At 47.0% G+C, this 19,231-nt stretch carries 15 protein-coding genes; all 15 read right to left on the bottom strand.

Going from position 1 to position 19,231, the window contains the following annotated elements; all coding sequences use genetic code 11:
* The 15 genes from AC58QG_RS33510 to AC58QG_RS33580 all read right to left on the bottom strand — a co-directional run bounded on the left by AC58QG_RS33510 (position 1) and on the right by AC58QG_RS33580 (position 19,165).
* Positions 1-1,449, bottom strand: a complete 1,449-nt coding sequence (locus AC58QG_RS33510) for a glycosyltransferase family 2 protein (protein WP_497366356.1) — start codon at positions 1,447-1,449, stop codon at positions 1-3.
* Between the two features lie 15 nt (positions 1,450-1,464).
* Positions 1,465-2,634: a HEAT repeat domain-containing protein gene (locus AC58QG_RS33515; protein ID WP_497366357.1), complete on the bottom strand. Its 1,170-nt coding sequence runs from the start codon at positions 2,632-2,634 to the stop codon at positions 1,465-1,467.
* 19 nt (positions 2,635-2,653) lie between these two features.
* The gene (locus AC58QG_RS33520) at positions 2,654-4,891 is read right to left on the bottom strand and encodes a hypothetical protein (RefSeq protein WP_497366433.1); all 2,238 of its coding nucleotides are present in this window, start codon (positions 4,889-4,891) and stop codon (positions 2,654-2,656) included.
* A gap of 457 nt (positions 4,892-5,348) precedes the next feature.
* Complete coding sequence (locus AC58QG_RS33525) at positions 5,349-6,449, bottom strand: Gfo/Idh/MocA family protein (protein ID WP_497366358.1); 1,101 nt, start codon at positions 6,447-6,449, stop codon at positions 5,349-5,351.
* Between the two features lie 17 nt (positions 6,450-6,466).
* Positions 6,467-6,907 (bottom strand): MaoC/PaaZ C-terminal domain-containing protein, encoded by a 441-nt coding sequence (locus tag AC58QG_RS33530; protein WP_497366359.1) that lies wholly within the window; start codon positions 6,905-6,907, stop codon positions 6,467-6,469.
* A 23-nt stretch (positions 6,908-6,930) separates the two neighbouring features.
* On the bottom strand, positions 6,931-7,764 hold the full coding sequence (locus AC58QG_RS33535) for an amidohydrolase family protein (protein WP_497366360.1): 834 nt from the start codon (positions 7,762-7,764) through the stop codon (positions 6,931-6,933).
* Between the two features lie 6 nt (positions 7,765-7,770).
* Positions 7,771-8,295 (bottom strand): MaoC family dehydratase, encoded by a 525-nt coding sequence (locus tag AC58QG_RS33540; RefSeq protein ID WP_497366361.1) that lies wholly within the window; start codon positions 8,293-8,295, stop codon positions 7,771-7,773.
* The gene (locus AC58QG_RS33545) at positions 8,288-9,454 is read right to left on the bottom strand and encodes a CaiB/BaiF CoA transferase family protein (RefSeq protein ID WP_497366362.1); all 1,167 of its coding nucleotides are present in this window, start codon (positions 9,452-9,454) and stop codon (positions 8,288-8,290) included. Before AC58QG_RS33545 ends, AC58QG_RS33540 begins: the two co-directional genes overlap by 8 nt.
* Before the next feature lie 10 nt (positions 9,455-9,464).
* Positions 9,465-10,610: a CaiB/BaiF CoA transferase family protein gene (locus AC58QG_RS33550; RefSeq protein WP_497366363.1), complete on the bottom strand. Its 1,146-nt coding sequence runs from the start codon at positions 10,608-10,610 to the stop codon at positions 9,465-9,467.
* Positions 10,607-11,761, bottom strand: a complete 1,155-nt coding sequence (locus tag AC58QG_RS33555; RefSeq protein WP_497366364.1) for an ABC transporter substrate-binding protein — start codon at positions 11,759-11,761, stop codon at positions 10,607-10,609. Before AC58QG_RS33555 ends, AC58QG_RS33550 begins: the two co-directional genes overlap by 4 nt.
* 81 nt (positions 11,762-11,842) lie before the next feature.
* The gene (locus tag AC58QG_RS33560; protein WP_497366365.1) at positions 11,843-13,471 is read right to left on the bottom strand and encodes an alpha-L-fucosidase; all 1,629 of its coding nucleotides are present in this window, start codon (positions 13,469-13,471) and stop codon (positions 11,843-11,845) included.
* Between the two features lie 25 nt (positions 13,472-13,496).
* Entirely contained in the window at positions 13,497-14,363 is an 867-nt protein-coding gene (locus AC58QG_RS33565; protein WP_497366366.1) for an HAD-IIA family hydrolase, read from the bottom strand.
* Positions 14,348-15,157 (bottom strand): endonuclease/exonuclease/phosphatase family protein, encoded by an 810-nt coding sequence (locus AC58QG_RS33570; protein WP_497366367.1) that lies wholly within the window; start codon positions 15,155-15,157, stop codon positions 14,348-14,350. The genes AC58QG_RS33565 and AC58QG_RS33570 overlap by 16 nt, the downstream gene beginning before the upstream one ends.
* Before the next feature lie 26 nt (positions 15,158-15,183).
* Positions 15,184-17,385, bottom strand: coding sequence for a beta-galactosidase trimerization domain-containing protein (locus AC58QG_RS33575; protein ID WP_497366368.1), 2,202 nt, complete (start codon positions 17,383-17,385; stop codon positions 15,184-15,186).
* 88 nt (positions 17,386-17,473) lie between these two features.
* Positions 17,474-19,165, bottom strand: a complete 1,692-nt coding sequence (locus AC58QG_RS33580) for an extracellular solute-binding protein (RefSeq protein WP_497366369.1) — start codon at positions 19,163-19,165, stop codon at positions 17,474-17,476.
* Positions 19,166-19,231 lie beyond the last annotated feature (66 nt).

Here is a 19,231-nt window from a genome sequence, read left to right on the forward strand (position 1 = left end):
CTATTTATTAAAATTGGTGCGGACCATCGTTCCCCACGAGTTGTTATTTCGCAGGAATTGGACGTGCCCGTTTAACCTCCACCAAACACCAATTTGCCGATAACCTGCAAACATCAAGAGAGAATACAAGATCATTTTGTTCAGGTCACGCAGCTTGGGATATCGGCTGAAGGCCGTTTCTTCAATAAACAAGGCCCCCAGGCTTAAGGCAAAGCAGGAAAATAAATTGACTAACGAAAAGATAACCACGGTGTACCAATCCGTCATATTCAGCATCCAGTAGCCCAATATAGCCAACAGGCCGCTGAGGCGGAAATACGGATTCAGTGTTTCAAACACAATGTTATAGGGAAGTGTCAGTAACCCGAATATTTTGTATTTCGGGCGCAGCACCATGTGAATACCTTCTTCAATCATATTTTTTAGATTTCCCCGCCCCCAGCGCTTGCGTTGGCTGCTCAAGATCCGGTACGAATCAGGGGCTTGTGTCCAGCATACGGCATCCGGGCAAAACGCTACCCGGTATGGGATTTTATTGTCCAAGCAGTGACGGTGAAGCTTAATGACAATGTTCATATCCTCACCAGGGTAGCCACCACGGTAACCGCCGACGGCGATGACCATCTCCTTTTGAAACACGCCGAAGGCTCCCGAGATAATAATGAGACCATTGACGGCGCTCCATCCAATCCTGCCGCCGAGGAAGGCTTTCGTATATTCGACGTGTTGCAGTGCCGGCAGCAGCTTGCGAGGAAATTGAACATCCTTCACAATGCCATCTTCCACCGTGCAGCTGTTCACGATTCGAACATTGCCCCCAACGGCGATCGTCTCCTCGGGGTTCTCCATGTAGACCCGGGCAATCCGCGTTAAGGCGTCCTTTTCAAGCAAAGAGTCCGCATCAATCGTGGAGATCAACGCATAGTGGGAAAGGTTGATGCCAGCGTTTAGCGAATCGGCCTTCCCTCCATTTACTTTATCTATGAAAAAAAGATTGGGATACTCGGGATTATGGTACACTCCTCTGATTTTTCCGGTCTTAATGCTGCTGGAGAGCACCGGATGAATGAGCTCCAGCTTGAATTCTTCCAGCATGCACTTCAAGGTCCCATCCTGTGAACCGTCATTGACGACGATCACCTCATATTCCGCATAATTGAGCGCCAGCAGCGACCTTACGTTCTCAATAATGGTTAACTCCTCGTTGTAGGCCGGTACCAACAAGGAAACTGGCGGGAGCTGGCTGGAACTGGATAGCTTATTGATCCGATTGTACTGGATTCCCCGCTTGATCGAGAAAATATGCCGAATCGAAAATCCGAAGATGAAATAATAGAGCAGTGTGACGAGAACTACATAAAAGAGCGCGGCATAGCTGTAATAGAGCAAAAACTCCCTTAAACCTTTCAGGAATGAATCCAACACCACTTGATATCCAAAAACCCACATGTTTACGCAACCCTCCTATACAACACGATATATACGTTTTGACCTGTGAAAAATTTTGTCATAGGTGTACATGAGTAGGTTATACTGCATGAGCTTATCCCAATTGTGCAGCTGCATAGACAGATGCTTGATCTCATCATCAATCAGCTGCTGCATGAACTGCCCACGTTCCTTACCTTGAACCGCTGATGCACTCTCACAAAGCGCCACCATACCTTCTTCTCCCAAACGGAGCAACCCTTTGGCCGACGCATACACGATTCGCTGATCGGCGTCGCTTAAACTGGTTTTCATTAGCTCGATGTAAGCCGTATTTTTGATGTCGGCCAAAGCCTCTATCGTCAATCGGCGAATCGTGAGATTAGGATGATTCAACAACTTGCTAACGATATTTCTAGGCAGCAGACGGGAGCTTTTCAGGTACAAATCCACTGCTTTGATTTGAATGTCTTCGTGCTTGGAATCCATGAGACGATAAACCGCAGAAGCTGCTGCCGGATCGGTGTAGACATTGAGCCCAATCAGCCCAATCCGAACGTAAGCTGGATCCTGACGACTCACATAGCCCGTGTACAAGGAACCGGCATCCACTTCCGAATCGGCGAACATATCCACAATCAGCTCGTAGCATTTCTTGTTGTGCTGAAGTAGAATCTGAACCATAGCTTCGAGATCCTGCTGGCTGCGGGCACACTTGGAGACAGATCGGGCCACCACAAACAGAGACGAATCGAGCGGATGCTCCTTTAACATATCCATTAATGCTGGCACCGCCGCCTTCACCCGCATGCATCCTAAATGATACGCGGCATCCAGCTTCACCCGATAAGATCGGCTGATAAAACGTTCCATATGGTACTGCACGAGCCCCAGATCTACGCAAAGCTGGGCCAGCTTGTGCCGCTGTTCGCCCGAGAAGCACTCCATCATATCATTCAGCTTCTCCTGCATGGCCTCCCTCTCCAACAGGTTCATCTTCCAGGGAGGGACCCTTAACGGCTCCATCCCATCCAGATTGGCTTGCACATAAGTTAGGTAATCCTTAAACTTCGTTTGGAATCGGTCGTTCAATTTTTTCCTTCTTATACTTCTCAACTTGATGGCATAAATGATGACCACACAAACCAGATTAAAAGCCAAAATAATATATAACGCTTGTATGGCTGCATTAAGATTGGTGTACACTCTTGCACTCTCCTCTTTTTCAGCTACCCGGTTGATCGGTAGGGGTAACGGGGCCATTAATCTTTTGCAACGCCTCTTTCATCAGGTAGTAGCTTTGTTTCGGCCGTTCCACATAATTCACCTTATCCTCCCAGCCCGGCCATGTGTATAGCGGCATCGTTGAGACTGGAATTGGCTGTGCCGCAGCGGTGTTGTTCCGGCCGACGACTTGGTCTTGCTTCACAATCCACGGAACAAAGCGAACGCCTTTCACATGCGTCACTTCAAATTTATTCTTACTCGGGGTGTTATAGTTGATTACGCTCAAAGAGCTTGGATCGCTGAATCCCAGCAGCATCCACGGGATGCGCATTTCGATCACCTGCCCTTGAACCTGCCACATCGCCTTCGAGTTGTAGTCGGGACTTGCTGGATCGCTGAAGCCTCTCTCTAAAAGGCCAACCTCTACATCCCCGAAAGGGTGGTTCACCCGAGAGTCGGGATATTCCAGCAGATAATTGACCGCCAGCCTCCAAGGCTTGAAAATCCCCGAGTCATCCTGCTTTTCCTTGGGATCGATGTCCGGCAGTCCAGAGCGCTCATACAAACGGGCATGGATATCATAATTGGCAGCGATCGACATACGGCTTTTATTTTCATCCGACAGTTCGATTAATGTTTCCAATCCTTCATCAAGTGTCATGCCGTGAAGCTCCGGTCCATGGCGATTGCCACCGGGCAACGTATCCGCCCCGAAATAGATGCTTTCCTTGGAGGGATCAAAAGGCACAGATAGCTTGGCCTGCAAATAAAGGTAACCTTCGTCATGCGTAGCCCAAATCTCCTCAAAGCCCGAAGCCTGCACATCGAGCTTCGTCTTATCCTTTAGCTTGTTCCAATCTGAGGCGTCCCCATCGATGTGAATCGCTTCGTCTTTGCCCGGGAACATCCCGAGTACCCCGAAGAAAGACTCATTCGTCAGCGTGTTATACCAATACGCCCGGCGATCCGCTTCATCGTAGCGTTGGGTGTTCCAGGTCTTCTTAAACCATTCGTCCTGCCACGTGAACAAAATCGCTCCGGAGTAGCCGGACCCGTGAATCTGCTCCAGTAATTCCGCATCGATCTCTCCCTGCTGCTTCTCGCTATGACCGCCTTGATTGCGGCCGAGCGTACCCAAGTGGGCTACGCCTAAGGAAGCCGGCACGCCGTATTCCGTAACCATGACTGGCAGATTGGGATGCGCTCCTTTTAATTTATTCAGGTAGGTGTAGTAACTATCGATTTCTCCTTTGCTATTGGTCATTTCCTGAAACGACTTATCAAATGCAAAGAAATCCGGATAATACGGATACACATGATACGAGGCAAAATAGCCCGCCTCCCAATTCGCCGCCTCAATATGCGTTGGATCGACGCTAACCATATCCTCTTCAACCAGCGGCTCGCCCGGATGCGTGAGCGGATCCGTCGTCACCCAATTGGCGAAAGCCATGGGATGCTGCCAGCCATACTGAATTTCCGTTTGCGCTGCCGTGTCGACCATCAAGGCTAACCACTTTTCAAAAGCGTTCGCCCCCGGTTTATTGCGGAAATATTTCCCTACATAGTCTGGGGTGTCTGCGTGCAAATCATTGGTCCCCTTCACCATCTTCGGATCCCATTCCGTCCCGATAATCCAGCCCATGAGATAAGGACCTGCATTATAGGTATAGGTACCTCCTGCTTTTCCCGAATGCGGCTCGGGCGTGAGTGTCGTTTTGCCATAGACCGCCGCAACCGCGTCTTTAATCTCTTGCTCGAACTTCATTTTAATCTTGGGATCGAAGGCATCCTGCCCTTCAATCAGCTGTTCCTCGGGGCTCCATACGCCCTGAAGAAAGAAAAGCGGATTTTTCTGATGTTTCATATTGTATTTGGAGAGCGCCTCGTAAAACTCGGGCATCATGATCGTATACACCCGGATCACATTCGCCCCCATGTCCTGAATCATGCCGAACCATCTCTCATATTCGTCCTCCGAAACGGCCAGTTCACCAGGAAAATGCCCAGGGATCGTCGCTCCCATATTAATTCCCTTGGCAAAATAGGACTGCCAGGCTTCATTCGTGTATTCTTCTACATTCGTTCCTTGGGTCCTAAACTTGACATGTATGCCGCTAGCCAGCGTCGTGCTTTCGATTCTGACCAAAAGCGGACGCAGCCAATAGTAAAGCGCACCGGCTACAATCACAATGACAAGACCTATCTTTACCAACAATTTGGGCCACTGGCGCATCATATTCACCTTCGATAGTTTGCTTAGTTCATCTGTCTATTGTCATGGTACGACAGGAAAGTGCAATTGTCTGTTTTCAAAGTGTTAAACATTATGATCATTTCAAGATGATTGTGTTCGTTATTGGAACTTTGTTATCAAAGGTTTAAAAGATTGTGAGAGGATTGTTAAAAGGGGATAAGTTTGTGTAAATACGAGAGTTGAAGAAAAAATAAGGAGTGAATTTGGCGGATATTGGGGGAGTATGAAGAATTACTACTTAAAATCATTGATGCGTAATCTGACTAGGTGAGAACGATTAAAAATCAAAAAACACCTGATATGGGCATCAGGTGTCCTAATCTATTCATTTCGTCAAGAATGAGTAACTCCCCAAACCCGATCCACGACAGCAATTTCTGCCTCTAGTAACATTGTCAAAATGCTACCTGCTCTTACTTCTCAAGCCATAAAACGATTACTCAATTTCCTTGAGCCAAATCGGGCGATTTTCATCCATTGACCGATACGCAGCAAACAAGGTCTGCAGTGTGAGCAAATTATCTTGAACACTATTTTCCGGCTCGCGCTCTTCTTCAATAGCACACAGCAATTCACCCATCGTGCCTAGAAACGCATCCGGAAACCACCTACCTTCAAGTTCTGGTGTAAACCAGAAGGCTGGATCGATCTGTCGAGAAGTAAAGCTTAATGTATCTTTCTGACCGATAGGGTAATTATACAGTGCTCCATTGGTACCTTTAATTACCCCTTCTGTTCCTTCAAAACGGAAAGTAGCATACCAATCATCTTGTCCAGCAATATTGTTATGATTGTCGTGAATAAGTCCTCTTGTCACGTCACCAGGAAATTTCAGATGGATCAACGTACGGGTTTCACCTTTACATTCTTGGCCTGGGAATTTGGCTCCGCCAGCGTAAACGTAATCTGGCGTTCCCAATAAAGAGCGGATGGCATCGATATAATGGATGCTGTGATACATCAACTCCGGATGATCAATTTTCGTAATCCACGGCCAAAGTGACCAATCCGTATTCACATTCACTTGAATCGAGGCTTGTGTAACCTGCCCTAACCAACCTTTTTGAATAATGGTACGGCTTGCACGAATTCCCGGCGCCCAGCGCAATTGCTGATTAACTGCCCCTTTAACACCAGCTTGTTCACATGCTTTCACAATCAGCTTAGCATCCGCATAAGATTCGCTAAGCGGCTTTTGGCAAAGTACATGTTTGCCTTTCGCTGCTGCACGCTCTACCACTTCAGCTTGAAACTTAGAAGGGATGGCAATATCAACGATTTCAATTTCGGGATGTTCTAACAACTCGTCTAGCGTTCCGAATACGTTAGGTATTGCAAATTCAGCAGCGACTTTATCGGCTTGACTACGATTTGTGTCATAGATCCCAACAACGTTCAGTCCACCCATCCGATAAGCAGGCAGATGACAGGCATGTACGATAGCTCCTGCGCCAACAATACCAATTCCCTTGCTTTTATTCTGAGGTACCTTAGGTTTGTAATCTAAATCAAGCAAAGCATTTTGCTTCAGTTCCATAATTATCAACCCTTCGTCTATTTCTTCTTCACCAACAATAGGTGAGCGCAAGCCAAGACTACTTGATTATGTTGATTGAGTACTTCTACTTGTTCAGTCACGAGTCCGTAAGCAGGACGCTTCGGATATTCTGCTTTTGTCGAAATTGTTGTACGAACACGAATTGTATCACTTATATGCACAGGTTTAACAAACCGAAGCCGATCGTAACCATACGAGAATGCCTCTGGATTCATTACGCCAGCAGACATTCCGATACCTACACTAAATATAAGTGTGCCATGTGCGATTCGTTGGCCAAATTCCTGCGTTTTACACCATTCTGCATCCATATGATGCGGGAAAAAGTCACCCGTTTGACCCGCGTGCATAACAATATCTGTTTCGGTTATCGTTCTACCTAAAGTAAGCCTTGAAGAGCCCACTTCATAATCCTCGAAAAACATAGACTGGATCAATTAATATGGCCTCCCATTAAGCTTTATAAACGATAAAATTTCACAGCTGTATGCCCAAGTACGGCATCAATTTCGGTTTCTGAACGACCTTCTAGCGCTTTGTTCATTTCGTTCCAAACTTTAGCATAATCACCAGCCAAATTTGCTACAGGCCAATCACTGCCGAACATGAGACGATCCGCTCCGAATATCTCAAACGCATAATCCATATAGGGTTTAATATCTGCAGACGACCAGTTTTCCCAATCTGCTGCCGTATTAAGCCCGGATAATTTGGCGTACACATTCGGATAAGTGGCTGCTTTCTTCATCAGACTTGCCCAAGGTTCCATTTGCCCATCTTTAATTGGCGGTTTTGCCAAATGATCGATGACGATTTTTAGATCAGGAACTCTTTCAGCAAGCGTTGGTACATGCTCTAGATGTCTTGGCAAAACGGCCACGACATCAAAAGTCATGCCAAATGATGCCAACACCTTCAAGCCCTCGATAACTTCTTCCTGCACGACCCAATCTGGATCCTTCTCTTCATGAATCAGATGGCGAATACCCTTAAATATAGGATTTTGGGTATAAAGCTGCAGCTTCATTGCGGCTTCATCCGGTTTATTTAGCGGTACCCAACCCACTACACCCGCTACCCAATCATGACTGGCTGCAGTTTCAAGCATATATTCCGTATCTTCATAGGAATCCATTGCTTGTACGATGACCGTTTTATCGATCCCAGCCGCTTTAATTAGCGGTTCAAGTTCAGATGCTTCGATGGTGCGAAATAAGGGTCCATAAGCAGGTACTAACCACGGGTAGGATATTTTATCCAAATTCCAGAAATGCTGATGGGCATCAACTCTCATCTCTCATCATCCTTTTTTCTCGATTTGATCTTGCCATTGATCAGGATTCCGATACTTTACTGTTTGTAAATGTTCACAATAGAGGACGAGCTCGCCTTCATTTTTATACACTTCATAACTGACTTTGACTAATCCTAGCTCTTTGTACTTAGGACGCTTTTCCAAATGCTCACGCACCGTATAAATGGTGTCGCCTATAAATACAGGTTTAATAAAACGAAGTTTATCATAGCCATAGCTGAATGTATGAATGTTGTTATGGGCCATCAACCCTAGACCTACGCTGAATACAAATGCCCCGGCAACTAATCGACGTTGAAATATACCCTCTTCTTTGGCAAAAATCTCATCAGCTACATACGGGTGCATATCCATCACTAATGCGTTAAATTGCATGCTCTCGCCTTCTGATAGGGTACGACGCATGGAACGAATCTTCTTACCAACCTCAAACTCTTCATACATCCAATCCTCTGTATTAAATAAGGGTAAGTCTTGATGAGGGCGCTTCGTATTTTTCAATTCACTCATGGATTAGCAGCTCCTTCATAATTGAGTTATTATCCTCACCGAGTTTCGGTGAACCTACTGTCGATGTGTAAATTTGACCGTCTATTCGAATTGGACACCTCGTAGTAATTAGGCTAGTGCCATTATTACGAGTGACCTCTTGAATTATGTTTAATGTTCTGAATCCATCGTGCTGTAACAACTTATCCCAAGACATCACGTCAGCACACCAAAAATCTACAGATTCAAGAACAGAGAGCCATCGCTGCGTTGTTTCGGTTTGCAAGTGCTCAGCAAGGATTTCCTTAATTTCATCGCGCTTCGTCGCCCATTCACTCGAGTCCGTATAGGTCAATAAAGCTGTGCAGTCGAGCAGCTTGCCAAGGTCTAGAACGGAACCCATAGCGAGTGCAAGATAGCCGTCTTTCGTTTTGTAGATCCCATAGGGAGCTTTTAAATAAGCATGTGCATTATTTATGCCGCTTCTTTCAGGAAGCTTTCCACCATCGTTCAAGTACGTCGTTAGCACCTCGAATTGAAAATCCAGCGTAGCCTCAAGTAAACTTGCTTGAACCAAAGACCCTTCTCCCGTAATCCCGCGTCGCACTAAGCAGGCTAAAATACCTTGCACCAGTTGTGCGCCTGCCATCATATCCGCAACAGCTAAACCAAAGGGCATAGGGGGCTGTTTGGCATCACCATTTAGCCATGCGAGGCCAGATAACGATTGTACGAGTAAATCCTGCCCAGGTCTGTCACGCCACGGTCCTTCGTGACCATAGCCTGTAATTTCCCCATAGATGAGTGCTGGGTTTATTTCATGAACTCGCTTATAATCTAGTCCAAGCCGTTCCATTACGCCTGGCCGAAAGTTCTCAATTAGCACATCCGCTTTACGGAGTAAGGATTTTACGATCTCAAGTTCATCTGCATTTTTCAAATCCACAGCGAAACTTTCTTTATTTCGATTAATGGAATGAAATAACGTACTGTCACCGTCCAACTCCATATTGGAGATATATAAAGTTCGACAAATGTCACCCGTTCCAGAACGCTCTATTTTGATCACCCTTGCACCGAGATCGGCTAATCGCAGTGCAGCGGAAGGTCCGGATAGGAACTGACTGAAGTCCAGTACGAGCATCCCATCCAGCGGTTTATGAATTGTAGTTAATGCCATGGAGTCCCTCCTAACTCAGCAAAAATTCTTTATCCAAGCTTTCGTTATCTTCACCGACACGCGGGGCCCATTTGTCGGATTCAAGCAAGGATCCATTAATCCGAATAGGACAACGTGTCATTTGCAGACTAGGAGTTCCTGGTCTCGTGATTTCTTGAATCATATTCAATGTTTTAAATCCATCGTGCTCAAGCAATCGATCCCAGGTATAAACATCGGCGCACCAATAATCAGCTGGTTCGAGTACCGATAGCCATGCCTGTGTAGTTCGCGTCTTGAGATGAGTGACTAGGATCTGCTTGATTTCATCCCGGCGCGTGAACCAGCTTTTCGGATCATTATAAGCAGCTAACGCAGCACATTCCAAAAGCTCCCCAACTCGGATAATCGAACCCATGGCAAGTGCTAGATAACCATCCTCTGTTTCGTATATGCCGTATGGAGCTCCTAAATAAGCATGTGCGTTATTCAGAGAACTTCTCACTGGCAGTTGTCCACCATCATTCAGATGCGTCGTCAATACTTCAAACTGGAAATCTAAGATCGATTCAAGTAAACTAACTTCTACCAGCCCGCCGATACCTGTGCGACCACGACGTACAAGACAAGCAAGAATACCTTGAACTAAATGTGCGCCGGTAAATAAATCGACAGCAGCCAGTGCAAAAGGTACAGGTGGTTGATCCGCATTACCGTTGAGATAAGCTAAGCCGGATAACGATTGGATTAACAAATCTTGACCTGGCTTGCCTTTCCATGGTCCTTCTTTTCCATAACCGCTAATACTGCCATAGACGATTCTTGGATTAATTTGTTTAACGCTTTCATAATCTAAGCCTAATTTATCCATCGTTCCTGGTCGAAAATTTTCGATCACCACGTCCGCTTGTTCAATTAACTTTTTAACTTTGATAAGATCATCGGGGTCTTTTAAATCGGCCTGATAACTCTCCTTATTTCGGTTAATCGTATGGAATAGCACGCTATCACCATCCGATAACAAGTTATGCAAGGACAATTGGCGACAAGAGTCACCGGTTACAGGCCTTTCTATCTTTACTACTCGTGCGCCAAGATCCGCAAGTCGTAAAGCAGCTGATGGACCAGATAGATATTGACTAAAATCGAGAACTAAAAGTCCTTCGAGCGGTTTCATCGATGATCCTCCTTTAGCGACTCCCGATATAAAGTATCCATTTTAGCCAATACTTCTTGGGGATTACCGCCAAAACGAATGTAATCTCGGACTACATCACCTGCATGATCTTGAAAGTGAAAATATCCGCTGTACCGAGGACGCAAATATGCACGATCCAATGCGGGCAAAGTGTCTGTATAATAATTACCGGTTTGACGGTTGACCTCTTCGTCCAACCATGCTGCTCGGTGTCCAGGTTGACCGCCGCTCTCAAAATAAATGGTTTTCTGTATATCCGCACTTGCTGTAAACATGGCAAAGCTCAGCGCTTCATCTATGTCCATGCAGTTGACCGAAATGGCTAGCCCCGTTCCGCCAAGCGTCGATTTCAGTTTCCCATATTCGCCGATTGACACCATATCCGTTGAACGCACCACATATTTGGAGTAGCCTCGTCTGGCATAATTGGAATATCCGTAAGCAAAAGGACAATAATAAATATCCTCTCGCGTAGACATGGCCTCCATGACTTTAATCGGATTCCATTCCTTCATTTCTTCCGTGCAATAATTCGTTAGTTCTCGCAGCTGATCCAGTGCCCTTAGGCCAACATCTGAACTGATAACGCTTTCTTTATTGGTAAAAAGCTCTCCGCCTTGCGTATAGCAAAGCATATAGAAATTCATCAGTGTATCAATCGGGATTCCTGCAAAAGCAACCTTCCCCTGCTTAGCTAACGAAATAAGTTCTTCCCACGTTTCCGGTAAATGAAGTCCGTCTTGGGCAAATAAATCTGGGCGAAACGAGGCGACAGGCGTCGCTGCATCAACAGCTAGCGCACTTTGATACCCATCAAAATTATAGCTAAGATGCGATTTACCTACCGCATTTGCGGCTTGGTCAGCCATAAAATCGCGTGGAAGCTTCTGGTCCAAAGCGACCAAAATGTTTTTATCTGCAGCAAACCCAGCCCATGGATGGTCAATAATCAATAGATCGTATTTCTCTGCTAACACTTGAATCGGATAATCTGCAAAATGCTGCAGCGAACGTTTTTCCCATGTAATTTCCACCTCTGGATGCAGTTCCATATACCGTTGCGATGCAGCTACAACCGAAACATAACCCCTTGTGTGATTCCAAGTAATACCGCGAAGTTTCTTAGTCATTGTTGTAGCCCTCCATTTTATGGTAGTACCAGAATTCCAGCGTTCCTTGTTGCTTGCGAAATAGCTGAAACGATCTGCCTTCTATGTGTTAAACGCTACATTTTCAATCCAAATAGAGCCTGAATCATTCATTTTCTGACCATCCCTCAAGTGCATCTCCAACTCTAATTCGATACGCTGTCCGAGCCCCGTAATATTGACTATATACTGTTGATCTGTTAGGTCTTGTGAGACAAAATGCGGATACTCCGCATGATTTAGGAACAAGTTGACTCTTGCAATGTGAATATCACAAGGGTCTCCATTCGTTTTGATCATTTGAATTTTGTACTGGCCCGGATCGTTAATAACATCGGTCAATTCATACTTTATAATCGTTCTACCATCCCACTTTTGCCAAAATAGTTCAGGTCCCCATTCGCCCACCTTTTGAAGCTCTGATCCCATTCTCGCTTGGCTAAACACAACTTCCGCTCCCGTATCATATACAGAGAAGCTTTTAATTTGAGGTTCTGCTACAGCTTTCAATATATCAAGCCTGATCTTATGTAGAAGCACCGGCTCGAAAAATTCAATACGTTTATGGCCTACAGCCGTACCGCTGCACAGCCTCAACCATTGTGTTCCATCAAATCCCGACACTTCATACAAACGAATGCGCTCGCCATATTGAATGTCCTCACTGATAATAACATGATCAATTCGCTCAACATTCTCGAATTCAATCACCATATTTTCACCATTAGTACAAGATACTGGATTTGAGAAGCGTTTTTTAATTTCATCCCCAAATTGTTTTGCTCTTTGCACATCGGCATCTGGAATTTTCCCACTTCTATCAGGATTCGCATTTAGTAGCAGTACCGCTCCATTGCCTACTGATTTATAATAAAGTTCCATAAGCTGGTCCAAGCTTTTTAAAGTGGATTCATTCGTTGTCGTCCAGAACCAGTTTTTGCGAATCGTTGTATCACACTCTAACGGAATCCAACGTTCCCCATTCGGGTCGCCATTTCTGATCGTTCCAAGTCCTTTTTCAATTTCAGGTGATACTTTAACCGTATTCCACGCCGGATACGTCGCAATACCTTCTTCGTTTCCTACCCAACGGATTGAAGCATGCTTGCCCTGAAAGATGACCGCATGAGGGGCATGCTTTTCAAGCAAATCTCCAACCTCGATTTCTTGGCCGCCATCAAACCATACTTCACACATATCGCCATATTGAGTAAGTAATTCTGTTAATTGCTTCCTATAAATATTGTTATAATGCTCTTGTTTCTCTGGAGACGAGCAGCGGCCAGCCTGCAAAGCGCCATTGTACGTATCTTGAGGGCTTAAATATACGCCTAACTTCATGTCCTTTTTTCTACAAGATTTATATAAATCGAGCATTATATCACCTTGGCCCTCACGCCATGGCGTATTTTTGATCCCATATTCACTAGTATCCGTCTGCCAGACGCAAAACCCGCCTACATGTTTAGCTACCATAATAATATATTTCGCTCCAAAAGATTGGGCTACTTCTACCCATTGGTCGGTATCCAGCTCTGATGGATTAATTTGATCAAACGGTGTCGATAGATCATCATACTCTTGATCCTGATACACGCTAGGCGCCCAGTGAATGAACATGCCGATCTCCATGTTATGCCAAGCTACTTGCTCAGGCGTCGGCAGTGCTATGTTAGTAGAATTTTCGTTCAAGTTGGATTCCTCCCACTGTTGTTTTTTACAATTCGCCAGGCACTTGATCGTCCCCAGCTAGGTAAATCCTCAGCATGTCTTCCAAACCATCGACCGTAATATCCGGGGTTTCCTCTTCCTTGAGTCGGCTGATTCCTCGACCAGCAAGGTCTATCCAAACGGTAGTAAGATTGGCGTTGCGTCCGCCTGCGATATCCGTCTTCACATTGTCGCCCGTCATTACGGCTTCCTCAGGCGTGCACCCGCATAGCTCAAGCCCCCGGCGGAAAAGTTCAGGTCCCGGTTTTCCGACGAATTCCATCGGACGTCCGATCATTGCTTCAATGGCAGCGGCTATTGAACCAGTCTCGGGAATGAACCGTCCGGTAAGCCCCGGATGATGGATATCAGGATTGCATGAAATGGCCTGTGCTCCGCTGAGAATGTCGTTAGCAAGACGTTCAAGTTTGTCATACGTAAAGCTGGTATCGCGCCCGATTACCACGGCCTCCGGCAAGCTTGAATCGTCCCAATCGAGCACGCGATGCCCAGCAGCGGCGAGCGATTCGTCCAACTGCCGACTCCCGGCTGTTTTCAATACAAGCTTCCCATACCGATCATTTATATATCGTCCCATGCATTCAGTTGCAGTCACGATTTCTTCGGGCCGAACCGCGATCCCCATCCGCTCTAACCTCTCGGCTATTTGGATTCCTGTATCTCGCGAATTGTTGGTAACAAAGCCGACCCTTCGTCCGTCTTGCCGTAGCTTGCGCAGCAATTCGACCGCTCCGGGAGCAGCCGTTTCCCCATAATACACGCAACCGTCCAGATCAAATAGAAACGCTCTTTTCCCGCTGAGGACATGGGCTGCGCTATTGTTCACGATCCCCCCCATTATACGTTCATCCATGCGACAACCGGATAGTGGTCGGAAGAGAACTGACCGTCTTCACGATCTCTGAAGACGTCAGCATCAGTAATCTGTACCTCATCCGAAGTGAAAATATAATCGATCGGCTCCCCCGCTTCTCCTCCGGCAAAATTATGAAACGTCAATCCCGCCTGTTTGTCTACTGCAGTAAAAACATCTGTAACAACAAGCGGCATGGCCACATCGGAAATTCGCCCTTCACCAAGTAGAAACTGGATGACCGGATTCGATGGGGTTGAGTTGAAATCGCCCATCAGAATAAACGGCAATTCTCGATCACGACAATATTGGTTCATCGTTTCCACGATCAGCAGGGCCCCCTGTTCTCTAGCCTCCTGGCTTATATGGTCAAGGTGGGTATTGTAAACCACTAGCTCTTTGTCCAGACAATCCCTCAAACGGAAGCGCGCCCATGTGCAAATTCGTGGAAAGCTGCTTTCCCAGCTGAAACTGCCTGGAACATTCGGCGTTTCGGACAGCCAAAACTGGCCGTCCTCCATCTTTTCCAGCCGATCATGACGATAAAAGACAGCGCTATATTCATCCAAACTGCCGCCCCTTCCTTGTCCAATAAACGAATAGTCCGGGAGTAGCCGAAGCAAATCGTTCAACATGCGTTCGTTGCCTTCCTGCGTACCAATGATTGCGGGCTCAAGCTGCCGAATGACGGAGGCAATCCGTTCTACCCGTTTATCCCAAGCATTCTGGACACTAGTACCGAGATCAATGCGGATATTAAATGTCATTACCGGCAAGTTAGTTGTTTCATGCATAACGATTCTCCTTCCCTCGTGTTGTGTTAAAACTCGACCTGGATGATAGCGTGAAGCTGAAGCTCATCCACAGTTACTTGGGCATACTCGCCATCCCATATGAAGGCGAGTTCTCGGCCCTCCGGCTGCAGGATAAGCCGTCGAGGCTGTACACCGGATTGGATTTGGATTCCGATACCATAAATCGGGGGAACTTGTTCATTGTGAATCAAATACCCCGGTCGCTTCTGGGCGAAATAATTGACCAGATGTACATCGATCTGATGCACCGGCTCCCTTTGCTCCATCAGGGATACTTCAACGTGAAGCGGCTTATCGACGCTGATTATGCGCTGCGAGGTTGGGAAGATGCGATCGAGACAGCGGCACAGCCATTCCCGCGTCAATCGGTGGCCTTCTAAATAATATAAAGAAAAGAGATCGCTGCTCATGTAGAGCACGGCGCCTTTTCCAAAGCGATGCTCCGTAACGGCAGCTCCCGCTTCCTTCGTCCCCGGCGGCGTTGCACCTACGGTCGTATAGTGCTGCCAATGATCCTTCGACCTCACACCCTCTCGCCAAGCGCAATCGAGTGGTTCAACCATGACGGCTAACGAATCGGCGGTTACAAGCTCCGTTTGCATGGCTGTTCCCCATACCTGCAACTTGACATCGCTGTAATTGGTCTCGATTCGCAATTCGTTTCCTGCTTTCCAATAATGCAGAGGAGCTGGCATCTCTTCGCCCCGCCGCAGCCCGAGTAAAGCGGCAAACGGATCTTCTTCCCTGCGCTCTCCCCGTTCGTTCCACAATCCCGAACGTCCGGTAACGATCAGTCGGCCGCCTGATTCTACGAATTGCTCCAACGCACTAATCGTGGCATCCTCCATTAATACTTGATCAGCGACAATCACAAGCTGTTGTTTGGATAATCGCTCCCTAAGCGTTTCCTCGTCGTAAATCAAATAAGGAATACCTGCCTCCCCAAGCAGCAAAGAAGCGCCCTCCACACGATTCCTGCGGGATAACGGCAGCGCTCCCCAGGCGTCTCTTCCCCATTCGGCTCCCGGTGTTGGACCAAATAGCTGCGACGGAAGGCTGGCCAGCACGGCTACTTCCGCAAATGGCACAGCATCCCGCGTATGATCCTCCCGTTGCTTTACAAAATCGTACACTTCCTTCAAATCTCGGTAGACAGCCGGCTCCAGCGTTCCATCAGGATAAGGCTGATCCGCAAAGAAGCAGCGCGCGCCAACGGACATCATCGTCGCAGACTCCAGCTTCCAATCCGTAGAAGAACGCATTTGCCACTCGCCCCATCCGTGAAAGCGCTCGTTCATAAAATCAAATGGAAGCCCCGTCGTAGCTTGGTAACGTCCCTCACGGCTCAGAATCATCTCGTGATTGGCGCCGAAATGGACTGGATCGCATGACAGCCAATCAACTGCCAATTCCTTTGGCGTAAGCCACCTTGCCAATTTGCCATCCTTCAAGGCGGGTACGCCGAGATAATATTTGCCCAAATTGTTCTCCGCCACCAGTGTTTCCGGCGATACCGATTTTATGGCTTCGACAACCTGCCTGATATAAGGCTCAATCTGACTTCTCCTCCAGATACGCCAATTCAGCCAATCGGGACGGTTCAATTCCTCAGACGGCTGCGGTGCTGGACCTAGTGGCAGCTCACTTCCCATCTCGGCTGCATACAACCTGCGGCAGTTCGCGCAGAAGCAAGGTACTTCGACGAGCCAGCTTCCCGAATCGATCCAGACGGCATCCGGTTTATGTCGCTGAATGGCTTCCATCAGGAGCGGAATAAAGTACTCGACAATATAGCTAGAAGAGATGCAAATATGTGAAGCATCGTGGTGAAGCCAGCCGCCCCGGGGCATCGAACCATCTTCAGCCACCCGCATCCAATCCGGGCGGAGCTTATCGAGATGGACGGAAGTCAGAGCATTGAGGTAAAGAATCGTTCTGATCCCTTGCTCCTTCAGCGCCTCCGACATCAATCCCGTATAATCAGCGCGTAAGCCCGGATGGATAACAGCAATTTCGGAAGGATAAAAAGCATGCCCATAATGATCGTATGCAAAAAACTCAACCGCTTCGATACCCGCTTCTTTGAATAGTAATGCTTGTTTGCAGGCCTCTTCCCTTGTGAAAGCACCTGCTACCTCATCCATCCAAGGCGGCTGATGGTAATCCAGGTGAAGCTTGCGATAAACCGTTTCTATCCATGTACTCATGCAATATCCTCTCGTTTCTCTGTTTTTGGGAAAAAAGAAGGGGAATCGCAGCTTAAACTAAAGCTGTTCAATCCCCCGGGTATGGTCTTTATTTCTTTTGCAAGCTATTGTACCAGTCGTTCACTTCTTTCGTGATCGTGTCGCCGCCCGACGATTTCCACTTGTTCACGAAGTCATCAAATGCCGTGAGGGGCTCTTTCCCGTAAATGACTTTGGCAAATACTTCCGCTTCCATTTTCTTCAAGCCTTCCCACTTGGAGGACATTGTAGCGGTCGGAGCTCCAGTAAACTCATTGATGATTTCCGACTTGTCCAACTGGTCCTTCAGCACTTTACCTGGAATATGAGCATCTTTGTAAGAAGCATTGGCTTGGTCAAACCCATTGCGGGGCTCCCCGCCGGTTGCAAGATATGCTAGCGAATCCAAATTATATTCCGGAATCATCGGCATGGCGTTACCGTTCAATAAGATTTTATCGAAACGGTTTTCCGTCGAAGCTTTCGGCTTGCCGTCTACCATCGTATAATCGAAGCCTTCGATGAATCCGTTCTCGACATCCGACCCTTTCTCCTTCAAGCTGTATTGCAGCATCTTGTTCAGTACAACGACCAGTGCTTCCGGATTTTTGGCCTTCTTGTTTACCAGGTAAACACCGCTCACGGCGTTACCCGAATTGCGGCCGATTTTTCCGGACGGTCCGGTTGGCAGTCCTGCAGCAACCATTGAGGCGGTCGGGATATTTTTCTTCAAGTTTGGTAGCGGAGAAATAGGCAGCCAATAAGGACCGGCGATCAGACCTGCTTTTCCCGATGTGACGAGCTCGCCGGCTTTTCCGCCGTCTTTGACTCCATATTCCGGATCGATATATCCTTTATCGTACCAGCTCTTCATTTTCGCCAAAGCTTCTTTGGCCTCCGGTCGAATGGAGCCATACTGCAGCGTGCCGTCGGCCGCCTTCGTCCAATACCCAGGCATTGCTCCGTACGCGCCATAAATCCAGCTTGCATTGGCGATGCCGCTGCCGAATACACCGTCTTTCCCACTGATGACCATACCAATCGTATCATTCTTGCCATTTCCGTCGGGATCTTGATTGGTGAAAGCCTCAAGTACTTTCTCCACGTCATCGATCGATTTCGGCGCCTGCATATTGAGCTTTTTCAACCAATCTTCACGCAAGTAAAGAATTGGATCGTTGCCATAAGGGTCGACGGTAATCGGAATGCCGAAACGTTTGCCATCCTTACTGGCGATATTCCAAATTTCCGGATGTTTTTGCAAAATATCCTTATACGTCTTTGAAGCGTATTTATCAAACAGCTGCGATACATCCATGAAATTTCCGGTTTCAATCAAATCCTTGATCATTTGTCGCCCCCCATCGTCCGCACCTGCGAATACGACATCCGGAAGCTGCTCGTTCGTGGAGAGCGACAAGCGCATTTTCGTCATACATGCTTCATTTTCCCATTGGCTCGTCCAAGGGTATTTGATTTCGACGCCAAGCTTGGTTTTCATCCAATTTAATGCCGTGTTATTCTCGAACGTTTCGCCTTCTTTGAATTTCGTACTCTTGTTGTAACAGCCCCATGTTGTCAGTGTAACTGGCGGATCGAATTTCCCGTTTTTGAGCGTGTCTGCCGTTGTTGCTGTTGGCCCCGTTGTCGAATTTGCGGAGCTTCCCTCGTTGGAAGCGGAATTGCTACAACCTACTACTGCAGTACCTAATGCAAGCACTGACGCCGTCATGATTGTCAGACTTCTTAATGATCGAAGCATGGATTCATTCCCCCTAATATTTGGGTATTGGTTACAAAACAAAGTATAAAGAGGCCTTACTCCAAA

It is taken from the genome of Paenibacillus sp. J22P169 (assembly GCF_059691995.1).

Bases quoted from the DNA above. Each gene is read 5' to 3' on its own strand.
- AC58QG_RS33565 (WP_497366366.1), bottom strand. From the start codon at position 14,363: ATGGATGAACGTATAATGGGGGGGATCGTGAACAATAGCGCAGCCCAT.
- AC58QG_RS33510 (WP_497366356.1), bottom strand. From the start codon at position 1,449: ATGTGGGTTTTTGGATATCAAGTGGTGTTGGATTCATTCCTGAAAGGT.
- AC58QG_RS33540 (WP_497366361.1), bottom strand. From the start codon at position 8,295: ATGAGTGAATTGAAAAATACGAAGCGCCCTCATCAAGACTTACCCTTA.
- AC58QG_RS33580 (WP_497366369.1), bottom strand. From the start codon at position 19,165: ATGCTTCGATCATTAAGAAGTCTGACAATCATGACGGCGTCAGTGCTT.
- AC58QG_RS33525 (WP_497366358.1), bottom strand. From the start codon at position 6,449: ATGGAACTGAAGCAAAATGCTTTGCTTGATTTAGATTACAAACCTAAG.
- AC58QG_RS33520 (WP_497366433.1), bottom strand. From the start codon at position 4,891: ATGCGCCAGTGGCCCAAATTGTTGGTAAAGATAGGTCTTGTCATTGTG.
- AC58QG_RS33535 (WP_497366360.1), bottom strand. From the start codon at position 7,764: ATGAGAGTTGATGCCCATCAGCATTTCTGGAATTTGGATAAAATATCC.
- AC58QG_RS33550 (WP_497366363.1), bottom strand. From the start codon at position 10,610: ATGAAACCGCTCGAAGGACTTTTAGTTCTCGATTTTAGTCAATATCTA.
- AC58QG_RS33555 (WP_497366364.1), bottom strand. From the start codon at position 11,761: ATGACTAAGAAACTTCGCGGTATTACTTGGAATCACACAAGGGGTTAT.
- AC58QG_RS33575 (WP_497366368.1), bottom strand. From the start codon at position 17,385: ATGAGTACATGGATAGAAACGGTTTATCGCAAGCTTCACCTGGATTAC.
- AC58QG_RS33545 (WP_497366362.1), bottom strand. From the start codon at position 9,454: ATGGCATTAACTACAATTCATAAACCGCTGGATGGGATGCTCGTACTG.
- AC58QG_RS33570 (WP_497366367.1), bottom strand. From the start codon at position 15,157: ATGCATGAAACAACTAACTTGCCGGTAATGACATTTAATATCCGCATT.